Source organism: Paraburkholderia sp., from assembly GCF_004298475.1.
Taxonomy (GTDB): Bacteria; Pseudomonadota; Gammaproteobacteria; order Burkholderiales; family Burkholderiaceae; genus Paraburkholderia; species Paraburkholderia denitrificans.
In genome coordinates this window covers 1-20,347 of the sequence record NZ_SCRP01000006.1, presented here as the reverse complement: position 1 = coordinate 20,347, position 20,347 = coordinate 1, and the positions used below count along the sequence as shown (strand labels likewise).

The window sequence follows — 20,347 nt, the reverse complement described above, 5'->3', positions numbered from 1 at the left end:
AGGGATGTAGCGCGATCGGATTCAGGTGCGCTCGAAGCCGATTCGTCCGGCGACGAGCGTAGCGCGCACGACAGCGGGCAGTTCGTAGCCGAGAAACGGCGTGTTGTGCCCCTGGCTCTTCAGCGCGCGCGGCGCCACGTGCCAGTGTGCATTCGCATCGAACACGCAGAGATCGGCATCCGCGCCAACTTCAATGCGGCCAGCGTCGAGCTTCATGGCGGCCGCGGGCGCCGACGTGATGCGCGCAAGCGCCTGCGCGAGCGGCACGCGCGCCTCCTGCGCCCACTTCACCGTCAGCGAGAGCAGGAGTTCGAGACCGGTCGCGCCCGGCGTCGCTTCGGCGAACGGCAGGAGCTTTTCGTCGTCGTCCACGGGCGTGTGGTCCGAGCAGATCGCATCGATCGTGCCGTCGGCGAGTCCCGCGCGGATCGCTTCGCGGTCGCGCTGCTGACGCAGCGGCGGGTCGAGCCGGAACTGCGCATCGAAATAGCCGATGTCCATGTCGATCAGATGCACGTGGTTCGCGCTCACGTCGCAGGTCACCGGCAGTCCTTCGGCCTTCGCCGCACGCATGAGCTCGACACCCGCCGCCGACGAGAGATGCATGACATGCACGCGCGCACCCGTCACGCGCATCAGTTCGAAGAGCGTATGCAGCGCGATCGTCTCCGCGCTCACGGGCACGCCTGCAAGACCAAGCCGCGACGCCACCGCGCCGCTCGCCGCCACGCCGCCCTTCGAGAGATACGCGTCCTGCGGACGCAGCCACGCCGCGTAGCCATACGTGCTCGCATATTGGAGCGCGCGCAACAAAACCTGCGTGTCGGCGATGGGCTGATCGGCTTGCGTGAAGCCGATGCAACCGGCTTCGGTAAGCGACACCATCTCCGTGATCACCTGGCCCTTCAGCCCCACAGTGAGCGCGCCAAGCGGATGGACGTGCGCGCGTTCGAGCTTGCCCGCTCGATACTTGAGCATCTCGATCAGGCCCGCTTCATCGAGCACGGGATCGGTGTCGGGCATGCACACGAGGCTCGTCACGCCGCCCGCGAGCGCCGCGGCCATTTCCGATTCGAGCGTCGCCTTGTGTTCGTAGCCGGGCTCGCGCAGACGCGTGCACAGATCGACGAAGCCCGGCGCAACGTAATGCCCTTTCGCGTCGAGGGTTCGGTCCGCCTCAAAATCTGCCGGAGCCGCGCCCAGCGCGACGATCTTGCCGTCGGCGATATACACGTCCTGCTGCGTTTCGGTACCGGCGGCGGGATCGATCAGCGTCCCGCCCTGAATGTGGATCTTCATGCGCTGCCCTTGTTGTTTGACCGGTTCACCCGTTTGCGCCCGCAACGATGCTCATCACGGCCATGCGCACCGCGATGCCGAAGCTCACCTGATTGAGGATCACCGATTGCGGACCATCCGCGACCTGCGAGTCGATCTCGACGCCGCGGTTCATCGGCCCCGGATGCATCACGATCGCATCGGGCCGGGCCAGCGCGAGCCGCTCGGGCGTGAGGCCCCAGCTTTTGAAATACTCCTGCGCCGAAGGCAAAAGCGCGCCGCTCATGCGTTCGTTCTGCAGGCGCAGCATGATGATGACGTCGACGTCCTTCAGCCCCTCGTCGAGATTGTGAAAGACGCGTACGCCCATTTGTTCGAGTCCGCCGGGCAGGAGCGTGCGCGGCCCGATCGCACGCACTTCGGGCACGCCGAGCGTGGTGAGCGCATGAATGTCCGAGCGCGCAACGCGCGAGTGCAGGATGTCGCCGACGATCGCCACGCGCAGGTTCGTGAAATCGCGCTTGTAGTGGCGGATCGTGTACATGTCGAGCAGTCCCTGCGTGGGATGCGCGTGACGGCCGTCGCCCGCGTTGATCACGTGCACGTGCGGCGCGCAATGCTCGGCGATCAGATACGGCGCGCCGCTCGACGCATGACGCACGACGAACATGTCGGCGTGCATCGCGGAGAGATTGCCGATCGTGTCGAGCAGCGTTTCGCCCTTGCTCGTCGACGATGCATTGATGTTCAGATTCAGCACGTCCGCCGAAAGGCGTTTGGCCGCGATTTCGAAGGTCGTGCGCGTGCGCGTCGAGTTCTCGAAGAACAGATTGAACACCGACTTGCCGCGCAAAAGCGGCACCTTCTTCACGTCGCGGTCGGTCACGCTCACGAACTGCTCGGCGGTATCGAGAATGTGCGTGACGATCCGGCGCGGCAGGCCCTCGATCGTCAGCAGATGCTTGAGTTCGCCGTTCTTCGTGAGCTGCGGATTGCCCTTCAGGAAGCCGTAGTGAAACGGTTCGTTATCGGCGGATTCTGGAGTGGATTGGGAATTCATCGCTGAGGTCCTTTGCATGCAGGGCCGGGATCGTACGGAATGCGCGCGAGGTCGATAGCTTCGCGGAGCACACGCAACGCGCGGGTCGAACTGGCGCCATCAGTCACCATCGCGCACCATCAGGCGCCGCCTGCCGGCGTGACGTGAAACGCGAAACGGCCGTCGGCGTCGCGTTCGAGCACGAGCGTCGCGTCGGCGGCCACCTCCGCGATACCGCCTGCGAAGCGCGCCGCCACCGGCAGCTCGCGGCCGCCGCGATCGGCCAGCACCGCCAGCTCGACCGAAGCGGGGCGGCCGTAGTCGTACAGTTCGTTGAGCGCCGCGCGCACGGTGCGGCCCGTGTACAGCACGTCGTCGACCAGCACGATACGGCGGCCCTCCACTTCGAACGGCAACGAAGTCGGGCTCGCCTGACTGTGCAGGCCTTTTTTGGCGTAGTCGTCGCGATGGAGCGCAACGTTGACGACGCCCCATCCGCTCGCGCCGAGATCGTGCGCGAGCCGCGCTGCAATCCACGCGCCGCCGCTATGGATGCCCGCGAGCGCGACGCCATCGGGCGCGCTGAATGCGTCCGCGGGATACGCGGCGCGGATCTGGTCGAGGACGGCGCGATAGAGCGCCTCGGCGTCGAGCGTGTCGCTGGGACTCATGGCGTGGGAGCGGAGAGTTCGTCGAGGTATTGCTGGAGGATCACGCAGGCCGCTTCGGCATCGAGCTGGTTCTTGCCTTCGCCGCGTTCGCGCAGACGCGCCTCGGCATCGACAGACGAATAGCGCTCGTCCACCCACACCACCGGCAGATTGAAGCGTCCGTTCAGTTGATTGCCGAAGCGTTTGGCCTGCTGCGTCATGGCGTGCGGCGCGCCGTCGGGATGTGACGGCAAGCCGACGACGAGCAGATCGGGCTGCCACTCGCGCAGCAGCGCGCCGACGGCTTCGAAACGATAGTCGCGGCTGCGGTTCTGAATCACAGTGAGCGCCCGCGCGCTATGCGTGAGCGCGTTGCCGAGCGCGACGCCGATGCGTTTTTCGCCGTAGTCGAATGCGAGCAGGGTGGCTTCAGCCGCGCCACGCCCGGTAGCCACGCTCATGCGTGACCCGCTTCGCCCGAAAGCATCGTCGACGAGATGCCGAGCAGCGCAAGCGCCGCATCGAAGCGCCCTTCGGCGGGCACGTCGAAAACGATCTTCGGATCGGCCTCGACCGTGAGCCAGCCGTTGCGCGAGATTTCGTCTTCGAGCTGGCCCGCGCCCCATCCGGCGTGGCCGAGCGTCAGCAAGAAACGCTCCGGGCCCTTGCCGTTCGCGACGGCTTCGAGCACGTCCTTCGACGTGGTCATTTCGAGGCCGCCCGGCACCGACATCGACGATGTGTAGCTCGTGCCCTCCTCGGGCGCGTGCAGCACAAAGCCGCGCTCGGTCTGCACGGGGCCGCCGAAATAGACGGGTACGTGCAGGAGCGGCTCGATTTCGAGCTTGAGGTCGATGCGGGAAAAGAGAGCCTGCAGATCGATGTCCGTGGGACGGTTGATGACGAGACCGAGCGCACCGCGCTCGGAATGATCGCAAAGATAGACCACCGTTCCTGAAAACGTGGGATCCGCCATGTTGGGCATGGCGATCAGGAACTGGTTGGTCAAATTGATGCGATCGTTACTCTTGGACATGGTTTGAATTCTAGCAAAGACGATGCGGAATGGCGGTAGCGTGCCGGGGTGTCCTGGGGGGACTTGTGCCGCCGTGTGCGGGACCGCCCGGCGCACCTGGAAGGTGCCCGCGCCCTGCGCCCTGCCGCCACAATGCTTACCGCTGGGTGCTCACTCTAACACGCAGGGGCACCGCGCCCGCAGAGCGGGGAACCGCGATGACGCCGATCGGAGCATTTCGTTGGATCTACGTTAAAAGAGCGCGAAAGGGTGCGAGACGGCGGCGGGCACTGCGTCTTGTCTGCAAGCTCGATGCCCGCGTGTGCCCAGATGTGCCCGAATGTGGCGGCTAGTGCTGTGGATTGCCAGGCGCAGCAACGGTCCCCGCTGCCGCCCCCGCGCCCGTGATCGCCGCGCCGAGCGCGCGCACAGCAGCCGTCGCATCCGGCTGCGCGATACCTGCCGCGATCTTGTGCAGCATCGCGCGCAGCGTTTCGCTTGCCTGCTCGAGCACTGCGCCATCCGGTGCCGCAGTCGCACTGGCCGCCCGCGACGGCTCGCCCGTCCCGCTTGCAGCCCCGCTTGCAGCCCCGCTTGTCGCCCCGCTTGCAGCCCCGCTTGCAGCCCCGCTTGCAACCCCGCTTGCAACCCCAGTAGCCGCCGCGTGCGCGGTGCGCCGCCACGCGAGGCCGAGCGCGTCGGCAAGCAACCCGACATGTCCAAGACCAAGCGCCCACGCCGCCGCGCCGAGCCGATATGCCGCATCGCCTGCAAGCAGCGCTTCGGCGGCGTCGCTTTGCGCGTGCCCGGACCACGCACGGGCATGGTCCGCAAGCGCGACCATCGAAGCGTCGGCCGTCTGCAGGAAATCCTCGTACGCATTCGCGTTGAGCGCGAGCACGCCGAGTTCGCGCGTGTGCGCGACGCGCGACGCCGTGGCGTCGGCCTGCGCGGTTTCCGCCTCCCAAAGCGCCTCGGATGCCTGCGTACCGGCGACGTGCCAGTCCACGGTCAGGCCGTAATCGTGCAGTAGTTCGACGTCGGCGGTGTCTTCAGCCGCCGCGCCGAAGAGCGCGTAATCGCGCCACAAAAGCGCGAGCGTCGTGCGCACGAGCGATTGCGGCGCGACGCGCAGCCCATGCGACTGATCCGCGAGCAGCAGATTGCAGCGCGCGTAGAAGCGCCGCATTTCGTCGTCGCCCCACAGTGACGCGCCGCTCCGCAATGCGCGCGTGCATGCCGCCGCGAGGCGCCAGTAATCGTACGGATCGGGGCTGGCGAGTTCGGCAAAGCAGGCGTCCATCTCGTCAAACGCCGCGTTGGCCAGCGCCGCCACCGCACGGCCGCCATTGGCGAGCCGCATCTTGAGCGCAGGCAGCAGCGCCGCCTCGTAACGCGCGCGGATCTGTGCGAGCTTGTGCGCGGGCTGTGCGCGCAGCGTCGCGGACGCGATCGGCCGGCCAAGCAACGCGACGTCGTCGTAAGCGAGCGACACACCCGGCGTTTGCTGGGCAACCAGTTCGAAAAGCGCCTGCTGCCGCGCATAGAGCGCCGGTGAGCACGACTGCTCGCGCAAATTGTGACGCTCGAGCGCGCCCATCAGGTCGGCAATCGCGTCGCGAAAGAGCGTGCGCGCCGCTTCATCGCCCTCGCCCGCCGCTGCGTGGCGCGACGGCTGGCCATGCGGCGCGGCCGCCCCGCCGGGCGCCGAAAGCGCGAAAGGCGACGCGAGCAGGAGCGTGTCGGCGAAACGTGCCGCTGCGAGCCATCCGGCTTCGCGCAACGCACGCCCGGCATGAAGCAGCGGCGTCGTGACGTCGCCGCGCGTGTCGAACGCGTGCTGCGCCTCGGCGAGCGCGGCGCGCGCGAGCGGCACATGCGCACCGCGCGGATTGGGCAAGGCTTCGAAACGGGCGACGGACGTTGAACGAAGGTTCATAGGACAGCGCCGAAAGCGATTGCGGACCGATGCGGCGGCCAGGTTGACCAGGGCGGCCTGCGTGCTGCCTCCCGGTGCAGCACGCCGGGTGCCGGACAGACCGGCTCGCAATCGGACGAAGAGAAGTTTTACGGCAGCGGGACAGCCGGCAATCAGGCTATCCGGGCGGCTATCTCAAAAGACGTGTGTACATAGGGCGCGCCATCAGCGCGCCCTATGTACACGTCGTCAGATCTGGACCATCTCGAAATCCTCCTTGCGTGCACCGCATTCAGGACAGGTCCAGTTGATCGGAACATCCTCCCAGCGCGTGCCGGGCGCGATGCCTTCCTCTGGCAAACCGGCTGCTTCGTCGTAGATCCAGCCGCAGATCAGGCACATCCAGCTTCTATATTCCATTCTTATGCCGCGTCGAAAAGTCCAAAAGAAATGGTCGGGAGACAAGAGCCATGATGGTACCGTGTTGCCGATTTTGTGCCTAGCAACCCGGTCGCGGGAATCGTCCCGCATCAGTTGCGGGGCGCGCGGCGGCGCGCCGCACAAAAATCGGCGCGCCGCCGACTTCATCCGTCCCCGGACGCGCCGATAATGCGCATAATTGGAGACACGGCGCGCTCCCGCGCCACGCTACTCCACACTCGTCACGCACATGCCCAGCGACACGCCTCCCATCGTCCTCACCTTCGGCCTTTCCGATCCGACCGGCGGGGGCGGCCTGCAAGCCGACCTGCTCACGCTCGCCAGCATGGGCTGCCACGGCGTGAGCGTGCTCACCGGCTATACCGTGCGCGATTCGGCGGGCTGCGACGAAGTCACCGGGCTCGACCCCGAAGTCGTCGCGACCCAGGCCCGCATGCTGCTGGAGGACATGCCCGTCGCGGCCTTCAAGGTGGGCGCGGCCACGCGCGCCGAAGTGGTGAGCGCCATCGCCGAAGTGGTGGCCGACTACGACGACATCCCGCTCATTCTCGCCCCCGACTTCACGCTCGACGACGAACACGTGCTCGCCGCCGACGAACTGCGCGAAGCCATTGCCGATCTGCTCGCGCCGCAAACCACGCTGCTCGTCGCAGACGCCGCGACGCTGCTCGCGCTCGCGCAGCCCGACGGCGACGCCGAAGCGCCCAGCATCGATGCGGCAATCGCGCATCTGCTCTCAACTGGTTGCGAATACATCCTTTCGATGGAGACGGGCACGCATCGCCTGGTCAACACGCTGTTCTGCGAGGACGGCCAGTTGCGCCAGGATCTGTGGGACCGCGCGACGCAGCCGATGCTCGGCCTGACCGACACGCTCGGCGCGGCAATCGCCGCGTTGCTGGCAAACGGCCAGGAACCGCCCGAAGCCGTGCGCGAGGCGCAGGAGTATGTGTATCAGGCCGTGCGCAGCGCGTTTCGGCCCGGCATGGGCGCCTGGTTGCCGGATCGCTTTTTCTGGGCACGCAGCAACGACGACGACGCGAACGAAAAATCGCAGAAAGCCGGCGGCGACGCACCTCCCGCGGGCGACGCGCCGCACTGAAGGTGCCGTCTTCACGCAGGCTTGCCCGCCGGAGCGGTTGCAACCCCGCCGATGAAAGTGTCGGGCAGCGGGTCGTCGATACCCGCAAACGGCCTGGATATAATTTATACATTTCCAGAGCGATTAACGATTGTGATGACCGCACCGATCGCTTCGGGCCGACCCGAAATTTCCAACAGCACGAATTGAGTGTGTCCTATGTCGATGGCAGGCGGATCGTCCAAACTTCGGAGTATCACGGTCGCCGACGCGGCTGCCGACGAGTTGCGCCGGAGGATCATGTCCGGCGAGTATCCGGAGGGATTCCAGCTCAAACAGGACGCACTCGCAGTGGAAATGGGCATCAGCCGTATTCCGATTCGTGAGGCGCTCGTACAGCTGGAAGGAGAAGGGCTCGTCAAGAGCGTGCCTCACAAGGGCGCAGTGGTGTCGGAACTTTCGATTTCCGAAATCGCCGAGCTATTCGAGTTGCGCGGTTTGCTCGAACCGCGTCTTCTGAAGAAATCCGTACCGAAACTCACGCCAGCGGATTTCGATGAGATGGACGGCATCATCGCCGAATATCGACGCGAATTGCACGCCCAGCACCAGGCGCGATGGGGCGAGCTGAACACCCGTCTGCATGCCATCCTGATGTCGAAGGCGGATCAGCCTCGCACGTTGGCGATCGTCAACTCGCTTCTGCAGCAAACAGCCGCTACACGCGCCTCCAGCTCTCCCTCAGTGCGCAAAGCACCAGACGCGCCGAAGAAGAACATGACGAACTGGTGCGGCTGTGCAAAACAGGCGACATTCGTGGCGCCGCCGCGCTACTGAAGCGTCACATCGACAACGCCTGCGAAGAGCTCAAGCAGTTCATCGCGTCGCGGCGACGTCTTTCAGCGTGAGCTTCCAAGGCCATATCGGCCTCTTCTAATACCCGCCACTCTTCACGCGACGACTAAGTCCGACCCACGCGAAGCGTGGGCGACCCAGGCTTTCGCGTCTGCTGAAGGCAAATCCATAATTACCGCAGTTTTTGTCGGCTGGCCGCCGTTCAGGCCCGCTCCGGCAGCCTTCAAAAAATAGATTGTATAAAATATACGTCAGGATTAGTATCGGCACATCGCGGCCGCTTCCCCTGCATCACTGCACCGATGCGCCTGTGATTGGCCTTTATTCCCAATTCTTCAGACTATTCAGGAACGCGTGATGTCTTCCAATATCTTCGAAGGTACTATCCCGGCACTCATGACCCCCTGCACCGCCGCGCGCAAGCCGGACTTCGACGCTCTCGTGGCCAAAGGACGGGAACTCGTGGATCTCGGCATGAGCGCGGTCGTGTATTGCGGTTCGATGGGCGACTGGCCGCTCCTGACCGAGTCCGAGCGCCAGGAAGGCGTCGCACGCCTCGTGGCGGCGGGCGTGCCGACGGTCGTCGGCACCGGCGCGGTGAACTCGAAAGAAGCGGTTTCGCACGCGGCCCATGCGGCGAAAGTCGGCGCGCAGGGCTTGATGGTCATCCCGCGCGTGCTCTCGCGCGGATCGTCTCCTGCTGCGCAGAAGGCGCATTTCTCCGCGATTCTCGCCGCCGCACCGGCGCTGCCCGCAGTCATTTACAACAGCCCCTACTACGGCTTTGCCACGCGCGCGGATCTGTTCTTCGAACTGCGTCGCCAGTTCCCCAATCTGGTTGGCTTCAAGGAATTCGGCGGAGCAGCGGACATGCGCTACGCGGCCGAGAACATTACGTCGCAAGACGACAACGTGATTCTGATGGCGGGCGTCGATACCCAGGTCGTCCATGGCTTCGTGAACTGCGGTGCGACGGGCGCGATTACCGGCATCGGCAACGCACTGCCGCGCGAAGTGCTGCAGCTGGTGAAGTTGAGCAAGAAGGCGGCTGCGGGCGACGTCACCGCCCGTCGCCTCGCGATGGAACTGGATACGGCACTCGCCGTCTTGTCGTCGTTCGACGAAGGAACGGACCTGGTCCTGTTCTACAAGTATCTGATGGTGCTGAATGGCGACAAGGAATACACGCTCCATTTCAACGAAACCGACGTGCTCAGCGACGCCCAACGCAACTATGCAGAAAGCCAATATGCCCTGTTCCGCAACTGGTATCGCGAATGGTCCAAAGGTCTGCAAGACTAAGCGGTCCCGTCGAACCTCTCGTTGAAGCGTAAGCGAAGCGGCCCGTCATGGGCCGCTTCGCGCATAGGCGCGCCGGACGGAACGAAAAGAAACAAACTCAGGCGTCGGCGCTATCGGCGGGCTTGCCGCCTTTCGCCCGCGGATGCCGCAACGCGCGATACTGGCTCGGCGTGATACCGACCGTGGCCTTGAACTGGCGCGTGAACGCGCTGTGATCGTTGTAGCCGCAACGTGTGGCGATATCCGTGATGCTCAGATCGCCCGCGAGCAGATCGGAGGCCACGTCGAGCCGCGTCTTCAGCAGCATCTGGCGCGGCGTGAGATGAAACACCTTGTGGAAATAGCGCTCGATCTGCGCCACGGACAGATGCGTGAGCGCGGCGAGATGCGACACCTTGAGCGGTTGCGCGTAGTTGTCCTGGATGTGGCGCGCGGCGATGGCGAGGCGCTGATACGCATGATGCGTGCCCTTCGCGGCCTGCAGGTCGCGCGAGATGCCCGCGAGGCCCAGCACGTTGCCTTGCGCGTCGTGCAGCGGAACCTTCGAGGTCAGGCACCAGCCGGGCTGGCGCCCCGGATAGAGATGCAGCTCGAGCTGATCGATGAGCTTGCTGTCCTCGCGCATGATGGCCTCGTCCTGCGCCGTGTAGAGCGCGCCGAAACGCTGGGGAAACACCTCTGCGGCCGTCTTGCCGAGCAGCGAACGCTTGTCCCTGAAGCCGCAGCGCGCTGCGAGCGTCGTGTTCGCGAACACGTAGCGGGCTTCCCGGTCTTTCACGAAGAACGCCACGTCGGGCATGGTGTCGAACACCGGCTCCAGCAGCGCATAGTGCGCCACCATCTGCGCGAGCGTGGTGTTTTCAGCGACGACGAGCAACGCCTGATCGGCCATGAGTGAAAAACGCGGTGAAGAACGCGGTGAGGAACGCGGCGGCGAATGGAAAGGGATGGCGAAACGCGGGCGCACCGGCAGCTTGTTGTGCCGCTTGCCTCAACGAGCCGAGCCCGCATTTCTCCACCGACGCATACGCCGCGCGTCGCGTTCAGTCCTCGGCGTGGGCCGCCAGCAGCGTGCCGATCCGGGCCGGCGCGATCGGCGGACGCGGTATGCCCTGCGTCCAGCCGAAACAGAACGATGCGGCGGTGCCGCATATCTTGCCCTGGCATGGTCCCATGCCGCAACGGGTATGAAGTTTTGCATCGCGCCACGAGCGATGCTGCGCGACGTCGCCGAACGCCACGTCTTCGCAGCGGCAGAACGTCGTCTGCGGGGATGCGAGATCGCGTAGACGCGCGTCGAGCGCAAAAGCCGCGGACAGACGCGCGGCGAAGCGCCGGTAACGCTCGCGCTCGGCAAAGCGCGCCTGCGCGCGTGCGCGTTCCCCCAGTGCGGCATGCGCCGCGATACACCCTTCCACGGCCGACAGTTCCATGCCCCCGACGCCCGTGCATTCGCCTGCCGCATACACGTACTCGACCGAAGTCGCTTGCCAGTCATCGACGGCGATCACGGCATCGCGCACACCGGCGAGCGGCTGATCGTCGATCCGGCAACCAAGCTCGGCACCCAGCGACGTATTCGGCACGAGCCCGTACGCGCATGCGAGACGATCGCACGCCACGCTGATCGCTTCGTTGCCGCGCTGCACGCGCACGTGCGTGAGCCGGGTCTCGCCGCAGGCCTCGATCACATACGAACCGCACCAGTACGGCGTCGCGCGCAGATCGAAACGCATGCGCAGCGCCTGGCCGAGCTTCGCTGGCGTGTGGACCAGTTGCGCCGCAAAGCGCCGTACGGAAGCCGCGCTCGCCTGCTCGACCAGCGCGACAACGCTCGCGCCCTGCGCGCGCGCGGTCATGGCAGCCGCCAGCAGCAGCGGACCGCTGCCCGCAATCACGATGCGCTCTCCCCGCACGTCCATGCCGCCCTTCACGAGCGCCTGCAAACCGCCCGCGCCGGTCACGCCGGGCAGCGTCCAGCCGGGATAAGGCAGGAAGCGCTCGCGCGCCCCGCTTGCCACGATGAGCCGGTCATAACCGAGCACGCGCGCGTCGTGTGCGTCTTCGGCCAGCAGTCGCCGTTCGGGCAGCGCCTGCACGATGCGCGTGCCGGCCAGGTGCGTGAGCGCGCCGCGCCGCACAAACGTGTCGATGCGGTCGAGCACGGTGCGTGCGCGAGCGTCGGCGCGATGATGCGGGCCCTGACGCCAGACCTGTCCGCCCGCGAGCGCGTTATCGTCGACGAGACCGACACGCGCACCGGCCTGCGCCGCGGTCAAGGCCGCGTTCAGTCCGGCCGGCCCGGCGCCGACGACAAGGATGTCGAAATTCATGATTCGGTCCTTCCCGTGCACACGGTCATGCCTTCTGCGCAGAGCGTCTGGCACGCGAGGCGATGGCGCACGCCGTCGATCGTCACGCGGCACTCCTGGCATACGCCCATGCCGCACAGCGGACCGCGCAGCTCGCCGCTCACCGAACGGCGTGTGACCACGCCCGTCTTCGCGACCCGCGCCGCCTGCGCGACGGCGGCCACCACGGAGCTGCCCGGCGCCACGCGCACCGTTTGCCCGTCGACCGTCACCGCCAAAAGTGTCTCAGCCATGCGCGGCCTCCTGTGGCGCACAGCGTGCGGGCAGATACGGGGCAGCGTCGATCGGCGTCGCACCGTTGCTCATCTGCGCGGCGATCAGCCTGGCCGTCGCGAGCGCCGTCGTCACGCCGAGCCCCTCGTGCCCGGCCGCGAGCCAGGTCGCAGGATGAAGTCCGGCGGCGAACGGGCCAGCCGGTCCGATCAGCGGCAGGCCGTCGTTTGTAGCGGGACGAAAGCCCGTCCACGCGCGAATCGCATTGAGGTCACGCAGGCCCGGCAGGAAGTGCGCGGCGCGCGCCAGCATGCGCGCCAGCACGGCGGAATCGATTGCCGGATCGACAGTGTCGAACTGGCGCGACGAGCCGATCAGCAGCTGCCCGGTCGGGCGCGGCTGCACGTTGAACGCGACCGAGGTGCCGCTCGCGTTGTGCGCGCTCTTGATATAGCCGAGTTCGAGGATCTGGTGACGCACGGTGCCGGGATAGCGGTCGGTGATGAGCAGGTGCCCCTTCTTCGGCCGCAACGGCAGACCCGGCAACAGCCGCGCGGCATCGAAGCCGTTGGCGACCAGCACCGCGCCCGCCGCGATCGACTCACCGTCGGCAAGCTGCACGCCCGTGCGCGTCACGCGCTCGACGTTCGCATCGAGCCGGGTCGCGATGCGCCCTTTCACCGGCTGGCCGAGCAGCCACGCGGCGACGGCCGGCGCATAGACCACGCCGTCGTCGGGCACGATCATCGCGCCGCGCAAGTCCTCGCGCAAGGCGGGCTCGGCTGCGCGCAACGCCTGCTCGTCGAGCATCGCGCACGCCACGCCATCGCGTGCGAGCGACTGCTGGCGGGTCTGCGCATAGGCGTATTCGTCGTCGTCCGTGGCGACCCACAACGTACCGCAGCGAACGAACGCGTGGCGCGCATCGAGGCGCGGCGCAAGATCGAGCCAAAGCTGGCGCGACCACGCGGACAGCGCGAACTCGGCGCGCGTGTCGTCCATCACCACGAGATGGCCCATGCCCGCCGCCGTGACGCCGCCGCCCACCACGCCGCGCTCGAGGACGAGCACATCGGCGCCGAGCGCGGCCAGCTCGTACGCGCACGCCGCACCGACGATACCTGCGCCGACCACCACGACATCCGGCGCGCCTTCCCCCGCTTTTGTCACGCGCGAATGCCCCAGGCGAAAGGATCGGCGTCGGAGAAGAGCAGACGCGCCTCGGCGTTCACATGCGCCGTGCCGCGCACGCTCGGACGCACATAGCCCGCAGGCAGACCCGGCTCCAGTGCATAACCCGCCTCGAACACGCTGCCGATGATGCTGGCCTGATGCCACGACGCGCCCGGCGCAAGCTTGCCGTCGGCGGCCAGGCACGCAATCTTCGCGCTCGTCCCGGTTCCGCAGGGCGAGCGGTCATACGCCTTGCCGGGACACAGCACGAAGTTGCGGCTGTCGATACCGGCGCGATCGGGTTCGGCGAACAGCTCGATGTGATCGATCAGCGCGCCGTCCGCGCCGGTGATGCCGTTCGCCTCCAGCGCGCGCCGCATCGCCCAGGCCGCGTCGGTCAACGTTTCGATATTGGCAAACGTGAGCGGCAGCCCGTGATCGGCGACCAGGAAGAACCAGTTGCCGCCCCACGCGATGTCGCCATGCACGCGCCCGTGGCCGGGCACGTCGAGCGGCACTTCCGTCCGGTAGCGGTAGGCGGGCACGTTGCGCACGGTCACGCTGGCATCGGCGTGCAGTTCGGCCTCGACGACGCCCACGGGCGTCTCGACCCGGTGAACGCCGGGCGCGATACGGCCGAGATGCGCGAGCGACACGATCAGGCCGATCGTGCCGTGACCGCACATGCCAAGAAAGCCGACGTTGTTGAAAAAGATCACGCCCGCCGAGCAGGTCGGATCGTGCGGCTCGCACAGGAGCGCGCCGACCATCACGTCCGAGCCGCGCGGCTCGTTGACGATGGCCGCGCGCACGTGGTCGAAGTCGCGGCGGAAGATTTCGAGGCGTTCGGCAAGCGGGCCGTGGCCGAGATCAGGGCCGCCCGAGATCACGAGGCGGGTGGGTTCGCCACCGGTATGCGAGTCGATGACGTCGATGTGAGAGAGCGTTTTCATGGCGGTAATCGTAAGCGGCCGCGATTTTGCCGTCTTGGCCGAACACACCTGATCCGCTGATGATTTCGGCATAGTGCCCGGACGTCTTGCCGACCGGTCCAGTAGCCGCCAGTGCGGCCTGCGGTGAACTCAGGGGTGCTACACAGCACAGCCCCGCCGGGATTACCCGAGTAGCCAGAAAGGGCCGTTGGTGAGCCTGTGAGCGCGGCTTCGCGACTATGCCGATTTCTGCATCGCCGCTGTTTATTTTCCCCAAGACTCGGCAACTTCTGGATTCGTATATTGAGCTAGCCCGTCACCGCCAGATCCGGAGCACTGGGCTTGAGCGCCCACAAGGCCATTGAGGGTGCAGGCACTGGCACCGCCCCATATAACGAGGAACGAGGAGTCCAAATCAATGAACTTTCGTCTGACACCCCTATCCGCCGCAATGATCCTGGGGGCAACCCTGACAAGCGCCCCGAGTGCGTTTGCCGCGTCTCCGGTTAATGTCCAGATCGGTTTTGCTGCACCGCTCACCGGCGGCCAGGCTCACTACGGCGCCGACTTCCGCAGCGGCGTGCAACTCGCGATCGACGACATGAACGCCACGAACCCGGTCATCGGCGGCAAGCCCGTGCACTTCGTGCTCGACGCCCAGGACGACCAGGCCGATCCGCGCACGGGCACGACGGTGGCGCAAAAGCTCGTCGACGACGGCGTCGTCGCCGTCATCGGCCACTACAACTCGGGCACGAGCATCCCGGCCGCGCCGATCTACGCGAAGGCGGGCATCCCCGAAATTGCAATGGCGACGGCTCCGACCTATACGCGCCTCGGCCTGCCCACCACGTTCCGCCTGCTGACGTCGGACACCCAGTTGGGCAGCGTGCTCGGCGACTACGCCGTGAAGGGTCTGAAGTTCAAGCGCCTCGCGGTCGTCGACGACCGCACGGCCTACGGCCAGGGCGTGGCCGAAGAGTTCACCAAGGCCGCGAAGGCTGCGGGCGCAACGATCGTCGATCAGGAATACACGACCGACAAGGCCGTGGACTTCCGCTCGATTCTCACGAAGATCAAGGCAGCGAACGTCGATGCGGTGTTCTACGGCGGCGCCGACACGCAGGCCGCGCCGATGCTCAAGCAGATGCGTACGCTGGCGATCAAGTCGCCGCTGCTCGGCCCCGACATGCTCCAGTCCGACAATCTGATCAAGGTCGCGGGCGACGCGAGCGAAGGCACGCTGGCCGCATCGGAAGGCGCCCCGCTGGCCCAGATGCCGGGCGGCAAGGCTTTTGCGGAGCACTACAAGGCGCGCTTCAACCAGCCGGTGGAACTGTATGCGCCGTACGCTTACGACGGCACGATGGCCGTGTTCAACGCAATGAAGAAGGCCGACTCGACCGATCCGCATGTGTTCATCACGGCGCTGAAGGCGACGAACATGAAGGGTGTCACGACCAGCGAACTGTCCTATGACCAGTACGGCGACCTGAAGTATGGCGGCGTGACCGTGTACAAGGTCTCCGAAGGCAAGTGGGTGCCGTTGCAGACGGTGGGCACGAAGTAAGGCTTGCTGGAACCGCGCGCCATGCCGGGCGCGCGATTAAATACAGTACTTAAAAGCGATGCGGGGGATGCGCCTTTCGGCGCATCCCCCGCATTTTCATGTAATTCCGGCTAAGCCGAAATTACATGTCCATACCCATGCCGCCCATGCCGCCCGGCATGCCGCCAGGCATCGGAGCATCTTCCTTCGGCACTTCAGCAACGGCTGCATCCGTCGTCAGCAGCAGGCCAGCAACCGAAGCTGCGTTTTGCAGCGCGGTGCGCGTGACCTTCGTCGGGTCGACCACGCCGGCTTCAACCAGGTCGCCGTACTCGCCGGTCGCTGCGTTGTAGCCGTAGTTGCCGTTGCCGGCAGCGACTGCCGCGACCACGACGCTGGCTTCTTCGCCGCCGTTCGTGACGATCTGGCGCAGCGGCTCTTCCATTGCGCGCAGGACGATCTTGATACCTGCGTCCTGATCGGCGTTGGCGCCCTTCAGGCCCGAAACTGCCGTGCGAGCGCGGATCAGCGCGACGCCGCCGCCGGGGACGATGCCTTCTTCAACGGCAGCGCGGGTGGCGTGCAGCGCGTCTTCGACGCGTGCCTTCTTTTCCTTCATTTCGACTTCGGTCGCAGCGCCGACCTTGATCACTGCCACGCCGCCGGCCAGCTTCGCCACGCGCTCTTGCAGCTTTTCGCGGTCGTAGTCCGAGGTCGCTTCTTCGATCTGCGTGCGGATCTGCTTCACGCGCGCTTCGATGCTTGCGGCTTCGCCAGCGCCGTCGATGATCGTCGTGTTTTCCTTGCCCACTTCGATGCGCTTGGCTTGACCCAGTTCCTGCAGGGTTGCCTTTTCGAGCGTGAGGCCGGTTTCTTCCGCAACGACCTGACCGCCGGTCAGGATCGCGATGTCTTCCAGCATCGCCTTGCGACGGTCGCCGAAGCCCGGAGCCTTGACGGCGACGGTCTTCAGGATGCCGCGGATGTTGTTGACGACGAGCGTTGCGAGCGCTTCGCCTTCGACGTCTTCAGCGATGATCAGCAGCGGACGGCCGGCCTTCGCGACTTGTTCCAGAACCGGCAGGAGGTCACGGATGTTCGAGACCTTCTTGTCGTGCAGCAGCACGAACGGGTTTTCCAGAACGGCGACTTGCTTGTCCGGGTTGTTGATGAAGTACGGCGAGAGGTAGCCGCGGTCGAACTGCATGCCTTCGACGACTTCCAGCTCGTCTTGCAGCGACTTGCCGTCTTCGACGGTGATGACGCCTTCCTTGCCGACCTTGTCCATCGCTTCAGCGATGCGGTCGCCGATCGACGAATCGCTGTTCGCCGAGATCGAGCCGACTTGCGCGATTTCCTTGTTGGTCGTGCAGGGCTTGCTGACCTTGCGCAGTTCTTCGATCGCTGCTGCGACGGCCTTGTCGATGCCGCGCTTCAGGTCCATCGGGTTCATGCCCGAGGCGACATACTTCATGCCTTCGCGGACGATCGACTGGGCCAGCACCGTGGCGGTCGTGGTGCCGTCACCGGCGTTGTCGCTGGTCTTGGAAGCGACTTCCTTGACCATCTGCGCGCCCATGTTCTGGAGCTTGTCCTTCAGCTCGATTTCCTTCGCGACCGAGACACCGTCCTTGGTGACCGTCGGGCCGCCGAACGAGCGCTCGAGCACCACGTTGCGGCCCTTCGGACCGAGCGTGACCTTCACTGCGTTGGCGAGAATGTTCACGCCTTCAACCATCTTGGCACGGGCGGAATCGCCGAACACGACGTCTTTAGCTGCCATCTTCTAACTCCTTGAATTCTTGAATAGTGGGCGGTGCAATGAACTTACTTGTTCACCACGGCCATGATGTCTTCTTCGCGCATCACCAGCAGTTCCTGGCCGTCGACCTTGACGGTCTGACCAGCGTACTTGCCGAAAAGAACGCGGTCGCCGACCTTCACGTCGAGGGCGATCAGTGCGCCCTTGTCGTCGCGCTTGCCCGGGCCGATGGCCAGGACTTCGCCTTGATCCGGCTTTTCCGCAGCTGCGTCCGGGATCACGATGCCCGAAGCAGTCTTGGTTTCTTGATCCAGGCGCTTGACGATCACGCGATCATGCAAAGGACGAAGGTTCATGGATAGATCCTCTCTCTCTTGATTAGGACTTGAAGACACTCAAGAACACCTGGCGGGCGAGGCCCACCAGAAAATTGTTAGCACTCTCGTGCGACGAGTGCTAATTATATGGACGAGGAATGACAAATTCAAGAACGGGGGCGGGAGTTGCCTGCGGGACGGTCGAGATTCACCTGACCTGGAACTCCATTCAATTGATCTGGAACTTCCGGGCGCCCGCAAAAGCGGTCGCATTTATCGCTTTTATCATTAGAAACATAGAGTTAAATAATAAAAACACGCCACCTGGCAGGCCTGATTCAGCGGTCTGCGCGCTATTTAATCCAGCAATTGAAGCCTACGACGCAGGCTTCAACGCGTCGCGATGACCGTAGCCGCTCCAGGGAAATTCCCGATCTGAGGGGTCGGAAGCCCGGCCGAACATTACGGGCGTCTGCGGCGTTGCACGCTTGAGTGGATTCGCTGGAGAAAAGAAAGGTCGCATCCGGGAAGCATGTTCGGCGGTCTGCACGGCCAGTTCAGACTCATCGGCGCAATCGGGCAGGAAATCGATCAGCTTGAGAAACAGAAAAGTGGCTGGCACAAGCGCAAATCGTTTGACGACGCATCAGCACCAGTCCGTCGTATTATTTGATTTCATCAAATGCCAGGAATCTTGAATCGATGATCCAGATTTCCCGTATTTCCCTACGCCGGTGGTCTGCGATGACGATCGTCGCCATCGTTGCAGCGACATCGGCACTACCCGCGCAGGCACAGCACGACCGGCGCGGTTATGGCGGTCACGGGCCCGAGTATCGCGACGGCGGCTATCGTGGCGGGCATGGCGGCGGCGGACATGGCGACAACGGCCTGGTCGGCGGCCTGGTTGTGGGTGCGCTCCTTGGCGCGGTCGCTGGCGCAGTCATTTCGAACGCAACGCAGGCGCCGCCCGCCGATGTCTATTCCGCGCCCCCGCCGCCGCCTCCCCCGGGCGCCTACTACTATCCCAACAACTACCCTCCCGGCTACTAAGCTGGCGTGCCATGGCGCGACGCCCACGTACGCACTATCGGGGCGACGCGCGGTTGCCTGCAGCCCGTCTATCAGAGAGCTTCCAACCATGAAAAAAACGCTTCGTAAAACGGTTGTTCCCGCCTTGTTCGTCCTTGGCTTGTGCACCACTTCCGCATGGGCGCAAACGGCGGCGACGAGTAATCCGGACGCGGCATCGTCCGTGGCTGCAAATCGGGCGCAGAAACATGCCGATTTCGTGGAGCAACGGATCGACCGGCTCCATTCCGAATTGAAGATCACCGCTCAGCAGTCGCAGCCGTGGGATGCATATGCACAGGTCATGCGCGACAACGCGAAGAGTACCGATTCTGCAATACGGGATCGTGCGCAAAAACTTCATTCGCTGAACGCCGACGACGCAATGAAATCCTATGCATCGCTTGCTCAGTTGCATGCCGATAACATGCAGAAACTCGCGACCGCGTTCAGTACGCTATACGCCTCGCTGTCCGACGATCAAAAGGCGATTGCCGACGAGTTGTTCCGCAACCAGCGTGCGCGCTCGCATATGAGCCATTCCGGGCACAAGCCGGCTGCATCGTCAGGCGCGGCTTCGGCCCCGGCTCCGGCATCGGCACAAAAGTGATGAGACTGACCAGCGCACCCGCGCAGACGTAAGCGATAAACCAGCCGGTCCGTTGATGCGCACCCGCAGCGGTCATCAGATAAGGCGTCGTTCCGCTCAACAGGGCGACGACGAGGTTATACGTCGAACCAATGCCGACACCACGCACCTCGGTCGGAAACAACTCGACCATGATTGCGGGCGCAATCGCCGTGTACAAGCCGTACAGCAGCATGCCGAACAACTGGACCAGCAATATCGACGTGAAGCCGGGGCCGATGGATTCGATCACCGGGTAGAGGAACAGCACGTAGCCGAGGGCGAATACGATCAGTTGCGGGCGGCGGCCGATGCGGTCGGACAGGGCGCTGGATCGTCTGCAGCACGAGCTTGAGTATCACGCGGCGGTGACGCGCGACGTCGGCCCCGTGTCCTGGCATCCACACGCAGCCGTTTTATATACGCAACGCGCCTCGTCACGCCATCAGCACATTCACGGCGTCTTCAAGCGCCTGGGCCTGCTGGTTGAGTGCAGCAGACGCGGCCGTGGATTCTTCGACGAGCGCCGCGTTCATCTGGGTGATCTGGGCAAGCTGCTCCACCGCAATCTGCGACTCGCCGATTTCGACGCTTTGACCGCTGCTTGCACGGGCAATATCCGAAATGGTCTGCGTGAGGCCTGCAATGGATTGCTCGACCTTGCCCATGTCGCCACCGGCGCTGGCCGCCGCCTGGGCACTTGCCGTCATCAGTTCGAGCGAGTTGTCGATCAGCGATTTGATTTCGCGCG

At 64.9% G+C, this 20,347-nt stretch carries 19 protein-coding genes and 4 pseudogenes; 6 read left to right on the top strand and 17 right to left on the bottom strand.

What is annotated here, in order from left to right; genetic code table 11:
• Positions 1 to 21 precede the first annotated feature (21 nt).
• The 7 genes and pseudogenes from EPN59_RS02935 to EPN59_RS02905 form a co-directional block, all read right to left on the bottom strand.
• Positions 22 to 1,299 carry a dihydroorotase gene (locus tag EPN59_RS02935; protein WP_293040851.1) on the bottom strand — a complete coding sequence of 426 codons (1,278 nt, stop codon included), beginning with the start codon at positions 1,297 to 1,299 and terminating at the stop codon, positions 22 to 24.
• A 25-nt stretch (positions 1,300 to 1,324) separates the two neighbouring features.
• Positions 1,325 to 2,290 (bottom strand): annotated as a pseudogene (locus EPN59_RS02930) (aspartate carbamoyltransferase catalytic subunit); the annotation flags it as partial.
• A 167-nt stretch (positions 2,291 to 2,457) separates the two neighbouring features.
• Positions 2,458 to 2,988: a bifunctional pyr operon transcriptional regulator/uracil phosphoribosyltransferase PyrR gene (gene pyrR, locus EPN59_RS02925; RefSeq protein ID WP_293040845.1), complete on the bottom strand. Its 531-nt coding sequence runs from the start codon at positions 2,986 to 2,988 to the stop codon at positions 2,458 to 2,460.
• Entirely contained in the window at positions 2,985 to 3,428 is a 444-nt protein-coding gene (ruvX, locus tag EPN59_RS02920; RefSeq protein ID WP_293040842.1) for a Holliday junction resolvase RuvX, read from the bottom strand. The genes pyrR and ruvX overlap by 4 nt, the downstream gene beginning before the upstream one ends.
• Entirely contained in the window at positions 3,425 to 4,003 is a 579-nt protein-coding gene (locus EPN59_RS02915) for a YqgE/AlgH family protein (protein WP_293040840.1), read from the bottom strand. The genes ruvX and EPN59_RS02915 overlap by 4 nt, the downstream gene beginning before the upstream one ends.
• A gap of 328 nt (positions 4,004 to 4,331) precedes the next feature.
• Positions 4,332 to 5,921 carry a hypothetical protein gene (locus tag EPN59_RS02910; RefSeq protein WP_293040838.1) on the bottom strand — a complete coding sequence of 530 codons (1,590 nt, stop codon included), beginning with the start codon at positions 5,919 to 5,921 and terminating at the stop codon, positions 4,332 to 4,334.
• A 228-nt stretch (positions 5,922 to 6,149) separates the two neighbouring features.
• Positions 6,150 to 6,320 (bottom strand): rubredoxin, encoded by a 171-nt coding sequence (locus EPN59_RS02905; RefSeq protein ID WP_293040836.1) that lies wholly within the window; start codon positions 6,318 to 6,320, stop codon positions 6,150 to 6,152.
• Between the two features lie 250 nt (positions 6,321 to 6,570).
• Here EPN59_RS02905 and EPN59_RS02900 point away from each other — a divergent pair, with 250 nt between their 5' ends.
• From EPN59_RS02900 to EPN59_RS02890, 3 genes and pseudogenes are all read left to right on the top strand, one after another.
• Positions 6,571 to 7,443 (top strand): hydroxymethylpyrimidine/phosphomethylpyrimidine kinase, encoded by an 873-nt coding sequence (locus EPN59_RS02900; protein ID WP_293040834.1) that lies wholly within the window; start codon positions 6,571 to 6,573, stop codon positions 7,441 to 7,443.
• A gap of 204 nt (positions 7,444 to 7,647) precedes the next feature.
• Positions 7,648 to 8,330, top strand: a pseudogene (locus tag EPN59_RS02895) (GntR family transcriptional regulator).
• A gap of 304 nt (positions 8,331 to 8,634) precedes the next feature.
• Positions 8,635 to 9,579, top strand: a complete 945-nt coding sequence (locus EPN59_RS02890) for a dihydrodipicolinate synthase family protein (RefSeq protein WP_293040832.1) — start codon at positions 8,635 to 8,637, stop codon at positions 9,577 to 9,579.
• A gap of 97 nt (positions 9,580 to 9,676) precedes the next feature.
• On the opposite strand, the gene EPN59_RS02885 is transcribed toward EPN59_RS02890, so the two are convergent.
• From EPN59_RS02885 to EPN59_RS02865, 5 genes are all read right to left on the bottom strand, one after another.
• The gene (locus tag EPN59_RS02885) at positions 9,677 to 10,471 is read right to left on the bottom strand and encodes an AraC family transcriptional regulator (protein WP_293040830.1); all 795 of its coding nucleotides are present in this window, start codon (positions 10,469 to 10,471) and stop codon (positions 9,677 to 9,679) included.
• 151 nt (positions 10,472 to 10,622) lie between these two features.
• The gene (locus tag EPN59_RS02880) at positions 10,623 to 11,912 is read right to left on the bottom strand and encodes an FAD-dependent oxidoreductase (protein ID WP_293040828.1); all 1,290 of its coding nucleotides are present in this window, start codon (positions 11,910 to 11,912) and stop codon (positions 10,623 to 10,625) included.
• Positions 11,909 to 12,184: a 2Fe-2S iron-sulfur cluster-binding protein gene (locus EPN59_RS02875; protein WP_293040826.1), complete on the bottom strand. Its 276-nt coding sequence runs from the start codon at positions 12,182 to 12,184 to the stop codon at positions 11,909 to 11,911. Before EPN59_RS02875 ends, EPN59_RS02880 begins: the two co-directional genes overlap by 4 nt.
• Positions 12,177 to 13,334 (bottom strand): FAD-dependent oxidoreductase, encoded by a 1,158-nt coding sequence (locus EPN59_RS02870; protein WP_293045513.1) that lies wholly within the window; start codon positions 13,332 to 13,334, stop codon positions 12,177 to 12,179. The genes EPN59_RS02875 and EPN59_RS02870 overlap by 8 nt, the downstream gene beginning before the upstream one ends.
• Positions 13,331 to 14,290 (bottom strand): 4-hydroxyproline epimerase, encoded by a 960-nt coding sequence (locus EPN59_RS02865; RefSeq protein WP_293045510.1) that lies wholly within the window; start codon positions 14,288 to 14,290, stop codon positions 13,331 to 13,333. The genes EPN59_RS02870 and EPN59_RS02865 overlap by 4 nt, the downstream gene beginning before the upstream one ends.
• Positions 14,291 to 14,687: 397 nt before the next feature.
• On the opposite strand from EPN59_RS02865, the gene EPN59_RS02860 reads away from it, so the two are divergent.
• A complete protein-coding gene (locus EPN59_RS02860) occupies positions 14,688 to 15,839 on the top strand; it encodes a branched-chain amino acid ABC transporter substrate-binding protein (RefSeq protein ID WP_293034520.1) in 1,152 nt (383 codons plus the stop codon).
• A gap of 121 nt (positions 15,840 to 15,960) precedes the next feature.
• Here EPN59_RS02860 and groL read toward each other — a convergent pair whose 3' ends face one another.
• The 3 genes from groL to EPN59_RS02845 form a co-directional block, all read right to left on the bottom strand.
• A complete protein-coding gene (gene groL / locus EPN59_RS02855) occupies positions 15,961 to 17,601 on the bottom strand; it encodes a chaperonin GroEL (RefSeq protein ID WP_293034519.1) in 1,641 nt (546 codons plus the stop codon).
• A 44-nt stretch (positions 17,602 to 17,645) separates the two neighbouring features.
• A complete protein-coding gene (groES, locus tag EPN59_RS02850) occupies positions 17,646 to 17,936 on the bottom strand; it encodes a co-chaperone GroES (protein ID WP_091996917.1) in 291 nt (96 codons plus the stop codon).
• A gap of 337 nt (positions 17,937 to 18,273) precedes the next feature.
• A complete protein-coding gene (locus EPN59_RS02845) occupies positions 18,274 to 18,519 on the bottom strand; it encodes a hypothetical protein (RefSeq protein ID WP_293045507.1) in 246 nt (81 codons plus the stop codon).
• Positions 18,520 to 18,599: 80 nt separating this feature from the next.
• Between EPN59_RS02845 and EPN59_RS02840 the strand changes: the two genes are divergently transcribed.
• Together EPN59_RS02840 and EPN59_RS02835 are read left to right on the top strand one after the other, a co-directional pair.
• A complete protein-coding gene (locus tag EPN59_RS02840) occupies positions 18,600 to 18,950 on the top strand; it encodes a hypothetical protein (protein ID WP_293034517.1) in 351 nt (116 codons plus the stop codon).
• Between the two features lie 88 nt (positions 18,951 to 19,038).
• Positions 19,039 to 19,578, top strand: a complete 540-nt coding sequence (locus EPN59_RS02835) for a Spy/CpxP family protein refolding chaperone (RefSeq protein ID WP_293034516.1) — start codon at positions 19,039 to 19,041, stop codon at positions 19,576 to 19,578.
• Between the two features lie 19 nt (positions 19,579 to 19,597).
• On the opposite strand, the pseudogene EPN59_RS02830 reads toward EPN59_RS02835, so the two are convergent.
• Both EPN59_RS02830 and EPN59_RS02825 read right to left on the bottom strand, forming a co-directional pair.
• A pseudogene (locus tag EPN59_RS02830) lies at positions 19,598 to 19,867 on the bottom strand (MFS transporter); the annotation flags it as partial.
• A 166-nt stretch (positions 19,868 to 20,033) separates the two neighbouring features.
• Positions 20,034 to 20,347 (bottom strand): annotated as a pseudogene (locus EPN59_RS02825) (hypothetical protein); the annotation flags it as partial.

Coding starts and splice junctions, on each gene's coding strand:
- EPN59_RS02935 (WP_293040851.1), bottom strand. CDS start 1,299: ATGAAGATCCACATTCAGGGCGGGACGCTGATCGATCCCGCCGCCGGT.
- pyrR (WP_293040845.1), bottom strand. CDS start 2,988: ATGAGTCCCAGCGACACGCTCGACGCCGAGGCGCTCTATCGCGCCGTC.
- ruvX (WP_293040842.1), bottom strand. CDS start 3,428: ATGAGCGTGGCTACCGGGCGTGGCGCGGCTGAAGCCACCCTGCTCGCA.
- EPN59_RS02915 (WP_293040840.1), bottom strand. CDS start 4,003: ATGTCCAAGAGTAACGATCGCATCAATTTGACCAACCAGTTCCTGATC.
- EPN59_RS02910 (WP_293040838.1), bottom strand. CDS start 5,921: ATGAACCTTCGTTCAACGTCCGTCGCCCGTTTCGAAGCCTTGCCCAAT.
- EPN59_RS02905 (WP_293040836.1), bottom strand. CDS start 6,320: ATGGAATATAGAAGCTGGATGTGCCTGATCTGCGGCTGGATCTACGAC.
- EPN59_RS02900 (WP_293040834.1), top strand. CDS start 6,571: ATGCCCAGCGACACGCCTCCCATCGTCCTCACCTTCGGCCTTTCCGAT.
- EPN59_RS02890 (WP_293040832.1), top strand. CDS start 8,635: ATGTCTTCCAATATCTTCGAAGGTACTATCCCGGCACTCATGACCCCC.
- EPN59_RS02885 (WP_293040830.1), bottom strand. CDS start 10,471: ATGGCCGATCAGGCGTTGCTCGTCGTCGCTGAAAACACCACGCTCGCG.
- EPN59_RS02880 (WP_293040828.1), bottom strand. CDS start 11,912: ATGAATTTCGACATCCTTGTCGTCGGCGCCGGGCCGGCCGGACTGAAC.
- EPN59_RS02875 (WP_293040826.1), bottom strand. CDS start 12,184: ATGGCTGAGACACTTTTGGCGGTGACGGTCGACGGGCAAACGGTGCGC.
- EPN59_RS02865 (WP_293045510.1), bottom strand. CDS start 14,290: ATGAAAACGCTCTCTCACATCGACGTCATCGACTCGCATACCGGTGGC.
- EPN59_RS02860 (WP_293034520.1), top strand. CDS start 14,688: ATGAACTTTCGTCTGACACCCCTATCCGCCGCAATGATCCTGGGGGCA.
- groL (WP_293034519.1), bottom strand. CDS start 17,601: ATGGCAGCTAAAGACGTCGTGTTCGGCGATTCCGCCCGTGCCAAGATG.
- groES (WP_091996917.1), bottom strand. CDS start 17,936: ATGAACCTTCGTCCTTTGCATGATCGCGTGATCGTCAAGCGCCTGGAT.
- EPN59_RS02840 (WP_293034517.1), top strand. CDS start 18,600: ATGATCCAGATTTCCCGTATTTCCCTACGCCGGTGGTCTGCGATGACG.
- EPN59_RS02835 (WP_293034516.1), top strand. CDS start 19,039: ATGAAAAAAACGCTTCGTAAAACGGTTGTTCCCGCCTTGTTCGTCCTT.